Here is an 8,753-nt window from a genome sequence, read left to right on the forward strand (position 1 = left end):
TCACAAAATCGGCATCTTTATAGGCTTTATGTACATCTGTTGTGGCAAGCAGGTTTAAATCCTTTGACTCTAAAAAATACTGGACTTCTTTGTCGACGATTGGTGATTTCTTATTGTTAATCATCATCACTTTCTTTTCAATGATATCGATTGCCACTACTTCATGATGCTGCGCTAGTAAAGTTGCATTGGATAACCCTACATATCCGGTCCCCCCCACTACTCCAATTTTCATTTTCTCTTCCCTTCAAAAGATAGATTTTAATAACTTTAAATGGTACTAATATCATATCTTTATCCATAAATTACGTACCAGTCCGCAAACTTCTCCTATCAAAATCTCGGATTAAAACCTGCCAAATCTTCTGTCGATGCATCATATCTCCTGATTTTATAAGCCAAAATTTCTTACTAAACTCTACCACAGATTCTATGACGTTGCTTAATGCTTATTCAAAAATAAATCGAAAATGCGTCAGTTATTCATGCTTAATATTTTCTTTACATAAATAGTGTTACTCATATCCTTCAGTGTTCCGGAAATTAATCTCACAATCTCTTTGATGACATCACCTACACAAATAAAAATTCCTATTACAGTACAACATGCACCTAATAGTTTCTTAGAAAAGAATCCAGCTTCGCTTGTACGAAAAATATTTCATTTTTAGTACTGCTCCATTCGTCATTCATATATATATTCGGATATAATTGAGTGTCTGAAAAGACGGGGGGGAAGTTTTAGTGCAATCATAAAATGTTGTACATCAGATTATTTAACTGGATTTTTCAAGTGGATGAATTTTAATCAAAAATCGCTTTAATAATGAGGGTTTTTTTAAAAATTAAGTATTGATTTCTTTCGCAAGTGGAACTGAGACATACTTTTTAAACGATTATTTTTTTTACCGTGAATGAAGAAAAAAGAAGATCTAAAATTATGCGGAACACAATCATTTTTGATCGTGTTTATTGGTGGATTTGTTCGTGTAATTGCAATAAATCTATTAAATCCAAAAGAGAACTTCCTAAATCATGAAGTTGCGATAAAAGAATCGCATACAACAACTTTAAAATTTTCCCCCCCGCTACATCTATTTTCGTCCTCTCGCTTCCTTTCTAAAATAAGTTTTGTACTTTCTGATAGCTTTCAATCGTACCAATATCATACCGAAATCCAGTAAATTTATAGGCATATACCTGCTTATGCTGAATTAACCACGGAATAAAATATCCCGGTGCATCTGGGTTATTCCCTTCCTGCAAGTATTGCTTTACTAAAGGTAAGGTTTCTTTTTGATATATATAAAAAGGAGGTACTGCCAAATTGGATTTAGGTGCCTCAGGCTTCTCTTCAAAAGAAGTAACCACACCTGCTTGATTGACTTCAATAATGCCCGTTCGCTTCCTTTCCTATGGATCATTCAACTCATGAGTCATAATACAGTCTGCTTGCACTTCCTTATAAAAATCAACAAAATCAGTAAGCTCAAAATCAAACAGGTTATCTCCCGCACGGACCATGATCTCTTCCTCAATTTTCTTCTCGGTTAACACATATTCGATATCGGCAATGGCCACTAAGCGATTATCATTGGTTGTCGTATGATCATTAACAACAGTGACTTGTTTATCCCCCCCTTGATAGTTATTAGCCCAATCCTGAAAGCTTGACGTGAACTTTTCATTGGTGATGATATAGACTTCATCAATTTGTGCTACTTTTTGGACCTTTTCCATAATATGATCGAGGATTGGTTTCCTCGCCACGTTCAAAAGGGGGGGCTTGGCTTTATTTTTCGTCAATGGATATAGTCTTGTGGCATAGCCGGCAGCAAGAATAATACATTTCATCTGCTTCCCTCCAAATTTAGGGGGGGACAGCCTATGACAGCTCTGTCCATCACGGTTTTCAAGAACCTTAATCTTTCACTATATATGTTTGAGAGGCACCATTTTAGGAACCCACACCTGCTTTTGATATGTAACTTCTATTACGTTTGAAACACAAATAACTTAGACTATTATAACATATTTCCTATTTCTGAATGTGCGTAATCCTTCAAATGTAAACGCAATGAAAGAACTTAATAGCATAGATTTCGTATAAGCAGCCAAGAAATAAAAGCATATTACTAGAACGAAAAACAACAAAAAGAAGCCAAAAAGATGAAAAAGGAAGCACGTTAACTAAATGATCTAAATGATTTAAATGAATCTGATGAAACATTTGCTTTCATCGCAGGATATACCGAAGGCGGATTTCCTTTTGGGATTACTCCTGAGGAAATGGAAGATATTAATAAAAAGGACAATTAGACATTCAGGAAAAATACCACTTGAGCAAGTTAGGGATGTCGTTTATTTGTTCTGATGCATCAATCGCTGATTTCTAAATCAACCAATAGTACTTTACAACACCCTTTAATGATTTTCTCAATATATTTAGTGATGAACGGATTTCCGAACATTATTAAACTTGACAATGTACTCTATACGAGAACAATTTGATTTTTCGCTGGTCTTTGCCCAATATTAAAACAATTTTTTCATAATTCAGTATGAATGTTGCTTCAATACCTTCACAATCTCTTCTATCGTCTTTTTAGCTGCTTCATTAAATACTCAAATTTAAAAGAAAATAACTCAGCAGAGGGATTTACTTCTGCTCCTATGTTTTTATCTCTATGAAAAGATAAAATAGATTCTAACTTCTGCTTAAGTAGCACCAAAGATTATATTAGATCGATTTATATCTGATATTATGACAAGACATTCTTTCAGGATAAAAACATATAAAAAGGTGAGACAGAAATTCTGTCCTCTAGTCCCATTTTTCATAATAACTTAGAATACGTTAGACCACCATTTCATTAAAATTTGAAGCATGAGATTATCTTCCAGCAAATTATTGGATGGTCTATTTTTTGTATTTCTGTCTAAACGAATTCTTTGGTCCAAATTAGCACCAATTTCGCTCCGTTTTTTATTTAATAATACGTAATGTGAATTCAAGGTCAGAGTGCAGATGTTCTTTCATTTTTTGACTTGTCATCTCAGGATCTCTTTCTATAATAGCTTTTAATATTTCTTCGTGCTCGTCAATAAGGCCAGGTCTTTTATGCAACACAACTGCTCTACTAAACAAATAAATAATGGATTGCATGCGATTGACGGTTTCAATCATAATAGGATTACGGGATTCTAAAACAATAAGATCATGAAATTCTTTATTCTGTTTAATTACTTCTCCATTATCTTCACTAATTCGAGCGATATGAATCGCGTTTTTAAGTTTTGCAATGTCATCGTCAATCATATAGGAGGCAGCTTTGCTGGCAGCGTAACTTTCAATAAGCATGCGCATTTCGAATTGATTACGAAGATCGGTTTCGGTAGGTTTAATAACCTTCTTATTATTTATAAAACCTTCTTGTTCTAATCTACGAATTGCATCACGGATGGGCGTACGGCTGACACCAATTTTAATTGCAAGCTTTTCCTCCACCAGTTTCATTCCCCCCCCAGCGAATTCTCCATTTATAATACTTTCCCTAATTGATTCATAAGCAATGATTTGTGCGGTTTTTTTAATTTTAGTCATTTTAACTTTCCTTTCAATGTAATACCTAACTCTATTATACAGATAATTACATCAATTTGTTATAATATTTTGTATACAATTTTATAAAAATGTATACAAAATATCTAAATATTGTATACAATTTAGAAATTTTATAGTATACTTCTTTTTGTCATCAAATATTTAATTTTGGAAAGGAAGGATTACAAATGAAAATTGGATTTATTGGACTCGGAATAATGGGTAAGCCAATGGCCTTCAACTTACTTAAAAACAACTTCGAATTGAAAGCGTTTGATCTCAATGAAAATGCTCGTAAAGAAGTAGTAGAAAAAGGTGGAATGGAGGTTTTCTCTTCTCAGGAGGCTACTGAAGGAAGTGACGTTCTTATCACAATGTTACCCACATCAGGCATAATAGAAAATGTTCTATTTGGTAAAGATGGAGTGTCGAAATCACTTAAAAAAGATGCTGTTGTCATCAATATGAGCTCTGTCTCTCCAGTTGAATCTGTTAAATGGGCAGAACGATTAAATGAAAATGGTGTGGAATATCTTGATGCACCAGTAAGTGGTGGTGAACCAAAAGCAATCGATGGTACCCTTGCAATTATGGTAGGAGGTAAGGAAGAAGTCTTCAATAAGACATTACCTATCCTTGAAGCTATGGGTGAAGAAATTACTCTTGTAGGTGGAATTGGTAGCGGTTCAACTACAAAACTTGCTAACCAAATCCTCGTAAATGTTACAATTGCTGCTATTGGTGAAGCCGTTGTGCTAGCATCTAAAGCTGGTGTAGATATCGAGAAAATGTATCAGGCAATCCGAGGTGGTCTTGCAGGAAGCACTGTGCTTGATGCTAAGATGCCGTTAATTATTGAAAGAAATTTTAAGCCAGGTGGACGTATTGAAATCAACTTAAAGGACCTATTGAATGTTCAAGCAACAGGAAGAGAATTACAAACTCCTCTTCCATTAACAACTAATGTAATAGAAATGTTCCAATCATTAAAAGCGCACGGCAAACAAACAGATGACCATTCGGGATTGATTCAGTACTATGAACAAGTTGCAAACTATCAAGTACCAAAGGGTGGTAGTAAATGATTGACTTGAAACAAAGACTAGATCAATTATCAGAGTATAATTCAGATCTTGAAAACCTTTGGAGCGAAATTCGATCTTCCTTTCGACATAAAGTCATCGCTTTAGATGATGATCCAACAGGCGTACAAACAGTTCATGGAATTCCAGTCTTTACAGATTGGTCTAAAGAGACGATCAGGAAAATATTCGAAGATGACCGACAGCTTGTATTTCTTTTAACAAATTCCCGTTCTTTTTCAAAATCCCAAACAAAGGAAGTACACACGGAAATTGCGAAGAGAATTGCTGAAGTTTCCAAAGAACTCGATCAACCATTTCTTCTTATCAGTAGGGGGGGAGACTCTACGCTTAGAGGCCATTATCCACTAGAGACTGAAGTATTAAAAGATGTATTGGAAAAAGAAAGCGACCACACTTACGATGGTGAAATTATTATTCCATTTTTTAAAGAAGGCGGTCGTCTAACTATCGATGATATTCACTACGTGCAACAAGGTAATTCATTTATCCCTGCTGGTGAAACTGAGTTTGCCAACGACAGGATGTTTGGATTTAAAAGTAGTAATCTAAAGGAATACGTGGAAGAGAAAACAGAAGGATTGCATAAAAAAGAAAATGTTTTATCGATTAGCTTAGATGAATGTCGTTCACTTGATATCAGTAAAATGACAAAGAAGCTTCAAGAAATGACAGGATACCAGAAAATGGTGGTTAATGCAGTAACGGAAGATGATTTAAAGGCTTTCACAATTGCGCTAATAACTGCGATAAATAATGGCAAGCATTTTATTTTCCGTACAGCGGCATCTTTTACTAAAGTCATCGGCAATATCTCTTCTAAGCCTTTGCTTACAAAAGAAGAATTAGTTAGCCCGGATAATAAAAATGGTGGATTAATTATAGTTGGTTCTCATGTTCAAAAAACCACTGATCAACTTAATCATCTTAAGAAACTAGACACCATTACATTTGTAGAATTCAATGTGGAAACGGTAACGAAAAAAGATGCATTTATCGCTGAAACTGAACGTATTCAAGCTCTCGTAGATACTAATGTTGCTGAAGGAAAATCAATATGTGTCTATACTTCCAGAAAACGGCTTGATTTAGGAAAAGGGCGAGGAGAAGAAGAGTTATCTTTATCTGTTAAGATATCAGATGCTGTTACTCAGTTTGTTAATAATTGCAAACCGAAACCAAAATATGTCATTGCCAAAGGTGGAATTACATCTAGTGACATAGGCGTAAATGGTTTAGAAGTTAAGAAAGCAGAAGTGGCTGGACAAATAGAACCTGGCATTCCAGTCTGGAAAACAGGTGAAGAGTCAAAATTCCCGAATGTTCCTTATATCATTTTTCCAGGAAATGTTGGGGAAGAAGCTACATTATTACACGTTACGAAAACATTAGAAGGCTAAAACTATTACACAAAAAATGGAGTCTAACTTATTGTCACTCACCTCTAAAAAGTCAAAAAGTTATCACTCGACCAATAGAGTGAGTGACCATTATCAAATAAATTTAATTTAAAGGAAAGGGAGTTATTATATGATTACTGGAAGTATGTTAATTATCATTTTTGTTTTATCACTAGCTGCATTATTCTTTTTAATTTTAAAGATGAAGCTTGATCCATTCATTTCCCTGATAGTTGTTGCATTCCTTACAGCACTTGTGATTGGATTTCCTATCTCTGATATCCCTGGTATTATTACGCAAGGATTTGGAGATACGTTAGTCGGGGGGGTAGGTATTCTTATTGGGTTAGGAGTTATCTTTGGTGAATTTCTGGGAGCTTCTGGTGCTATAGAAAAAATAGCAGCTGGAATCATGAGAATATTTGGTGTAAAGCGTTCTCCTGCAGGTCTTTCTATTACAGGGATTGCAGTTTCCATCCCAGTATTTTTTGATGCTGCGTTCGTTATTCTAAGCGGATTGTTAAAGAGTCTTGCTAAGAAAACTGGAATTTCAATCATTACTTTTGTAACCGCATTAGGTGTGGGATTAATTCTTGCTCACAGCATGATTGCTCCAACTCCAGGACCAATTGTAGTGGCTGAAAATACAGGTTCAGATCTTGGTTTATTCATTATTTATGGTATTATATGTGCTATTCCTGCAGCATTAGTGGGTGGTTATTTTTACGGCTCCTTCATTGGAAAACGTATACATCCCTCTCTTGATGAAATTGAAGCACAGCTTCCAGAGATTGAAGCAAAGCCTAAAAAAGAAATATCAAGCGGCTTATCTTTTTTCTTACTGGGATTACCTATCATCCTAATTTTACTTAATACAGTGACTGACTTGTGGTTAGGTGATAACTCAATTTCCAAATTTCTTGGTTTCATTGGGGACAAAAACATTGCACTATTAATTAGTCTAATCGTTGGCATCATTGTTCTCAAGCCATATATTGATGTTCCTTACAACAAACTCTACACTCAGGCGATGAACTCTGCGGGGGGGATGATTATTCTCATCACTGGTGCTGGTGGTGCATTTGGAGCCGTTATCAAGCAAAGTGGTATAGGGGGGGATTACCTTATAGATACAATGCAGGGGGGGTGGAACATTCCAATATTACTATTAGTGTTTATCTTCTCACAAATTTTACGTGCATCACTCGGTTCTGCGACTGTCGCTTTGGTTACTACATCTTCTATTATGGGACCAATGGCCATGGAACTTGGAGTTTCACCCGTCTTATTAGGGCTTGCAATTTGTGCAGGAGCAGTTGGTCTTTCCTTACCAAATGACTCAGGATTCTGGGTAGTTAACAAATTTGGTCGCTTAACTATTCCACAAACCATTCAAGCATGGTCTATTGGCGGTTTTATCGCAGGACTTACTGCACTAGCTATGGTGTATTTCTTAAGCTTATTCACTGGCATTTTACCAGGTATATAAACATTGTATGTGTCAGCTATAATGATAATAGTTAAAAACCAGCCGATGATACTAGTCTAACTAGTCGCATCGGTTGTTCTTCTTTTGACAACTCTTAATTGTAATAATAAATGCAAATAGAAAAATTCAGTCATGTATTAAAGTCTTTTAGCATCTAGGTTTACTTGTTACACTGCAAATAAGCATGATTAATGACAAACACCACATAGTGTTTTTAACTAATCCTAAGAATACTTCTATTTGAATCGATTTTCTATCATCCCTGCACGTCTAAAATCAAGCAAAGACAACAGGTACTATTAAACTACAAAAAATACCATTTGATATTTCACCTGATCTGTACATAACTATCCCCCCCCTCCATTACCTGAATAACCTTACCATTGAATTTTACTTTTTCACCTCCACGTCCAATAAGGGCTTGGCTTTATTTTTCGTCAATGGATATAGTCTTATGGCATAGCCGGCAGCAAGAATAATACATTTCATCTGCTTCCCTCCGAATATAGATGACAGCCTGTGAAAGCTCTGTCCATCACGGTTTACTAGAACCTTACTCTTTTACCATATGTGTTGGAAAATACCATTTTATGCAACCAAACCTGGTTTTATATATAAATTTCTGTTATTTATGAAACACAAATAATCTAGACTATTATAACATATTTCCTATTTCTGAATGTGCGTAATCCTTCAAATGTAAACGCAATGAAAGAACTTAATAGCATAGATTTCGTATAAGCAGCCAAGAAATAAAAAGCATATTACTAGAACGAAAACAACAAAAAGAAGCCAAAAAAATAAAAAAGGAAGCACGTGAAAAGAATCTGTATTATTGTACTAGATTAGATATGAGATTCTTTTTCTACATTTATGGGGCTTAAAAGGATGGAATCGCTACCTGTGGTAGCATCATGGTTTGTATTAAGTCGTTTTATATCTGATATTATGGCAAGGGATTTTTTCAGGATAAAACCAGCTGCTTATAAAAACAAAAAAATGGAACAGGAAGCCTGCCCCCTAATCCCATTAATCCCGACTGAATAAGTCTCTGGTGTATACTTTATCTTTCACATCTTTTATATCATCACTCAAACGGTTTGCTACGATGACGTCTGATATATCTTTAAATTCTTTAAAGTCTCTCACTACTCGTG

At 35.1% G+C, this 8,753-nt stretch carries 6 protein-coding genes and 3 pseudogenes; 4 read left to right on the forward strand and 5 right to left on the reverse strand.

Going from position 1 to position 8,753, the window contains the following annotated elements; genetic code table 11:
- The 3 genes and pseudogenes from JCM21714_RS17170 to JCM21714_RS17180 all read right to left on the reverse strand — a co-directional run.
- Positions 1 to 235 (reverse strand): annotated as a pseudogene (locus JCM21714_RS17170) (UDP-glucose 6-dehydrogenase); the annotation flags it as partial.
- A gap of 884 nt (positions 236 to 1,119) precedes the next feature.
- Positions 1,120 to 1,854: pseudogene (locus tag JCM21714_RS22535) on the reverse strand (nucleotidyltransferase family protein).
- 1,132 nt (positions 1,855 to 2,986) lie between these two features.
- The gene (locus JCM21714_RS17180; protein WP_035726266.1) at positions 2,987 to 3,604 is read right to left on the reverse strand and encodes a GntR family transcriptional regulator; all 618 of its coding nucleotides are present in this window, start codon (positions 3,602 to 3,604) and stop codon (positions 2,987 to 2,989) included.
- A gap of 158 nt (positions 3,605 to 3,762) precedes the next feature.
- On the opposite strand from JCM21714_RS17180, the gene garR reads away from it, so the two are divergent.
- The 3 genes from garR to JCM21714_RS17195 all read left to right on the forward strand — a co-directional run bounded on the left by garR (position 3,763) and on the right by JCM21714_RS17195 (position 7,596).
- Complete coding sequence (gene garR, locus JCM21714_RS17185) at positions 3,763 to 4,689, forward strand: 2-hydroxy-3-oxopropionate reductase (protein WP_268748397.1); 927 nt, start codon at positions 3,763 to 3,765, stop codon at positions 4,687 to 4,689.
- Complete coding sequence (locus JCM21714_RS17190; RefSeq protein ID WP_035726270.1) at positions 4,686 to 6,107, forward strand: four-carbon acid sugar kinase family protein; 1,422 nt, start codon at positions 4,686 to 4,688, stop codon at positions 6,105 to 6,107. Before garR ends, JCM21714_RS17190 begins: the two co-directional genes overlap by 4 nt.
- A gap of 130 nt (positions 6,108 to 6,237) precedes the next feature.
- Positions 6,238 to 7,596 carry a GntP family permease gene (locus JCM21714_RS17195; RefSeq protein ID WP_035726272.1) on the forward strand — a complete coding sequence of 453 codons (1,359 nt, stop codon included), beginning with the start codon at positions 6,238 to 6,240 and terminating at the stop codon, positions 7,594 to 7,596.
- 390 nt (positions 7,597 to 7,986) lie between these two features.
- Here the strand turns inward: JCM21714_RS17195 and JCM21714_RS19990 are convergent, their stop codons facing one another.
- A complete protein-coding gene (locus JCM21714_RS19990; RefSeq protein ID WP_235183022.1) occupies positions 7,987 to 8,085 on the reverse strand; it encodes a sugar phosphate nucleotidyltransferase in 99 nt (32 codons plus the stop codon).
- Positions 8,086 to 8,484: 399 nt separating this feature from the next.
- Between JCM21714_RS19990 and JCM21714_RS20310 the strand changes: the two genes are divergently transcribed.
- Positions 8,485 to 8,643 carry a hypothetical protein gene (locus JCM21714_RS20310; RefSeq protein ID WP_158413556.1) on the forward strand — a complete coding sequence of 53 codons (159 nt, stop codon included), beginning with the start codon at positions 8,485 to 8,487 and terminating at the stop codon, positions 8,641 to 8,643.
- Here the strand turns inward: JCM21714_RS20310 and JCM21714_RS22540 are convergent.
- Positions 8,626 to 8,753, reverse strand: a pseudogene (locus tag JCM21714_RS22540) (UDP-glucose 6-dehydrogenase); the annotation flags it as partial. The gene JCM21714_RS20310 and the pseudogene JCM21714_RS22540 sit on opposite strands and share 18 nt — an antisense overlap.

Origin of the sequence: Gracilibacillus boraciitolerans JCM 21714 (genome assembly GCF_000521485.1) — a bacterium.
Lineage (GTDB): Bacteria > Bacillota > Bacilli > Bacillales > Amphibacillaceae > Gracilibacillus > Gracilibacillus boraciitolerans.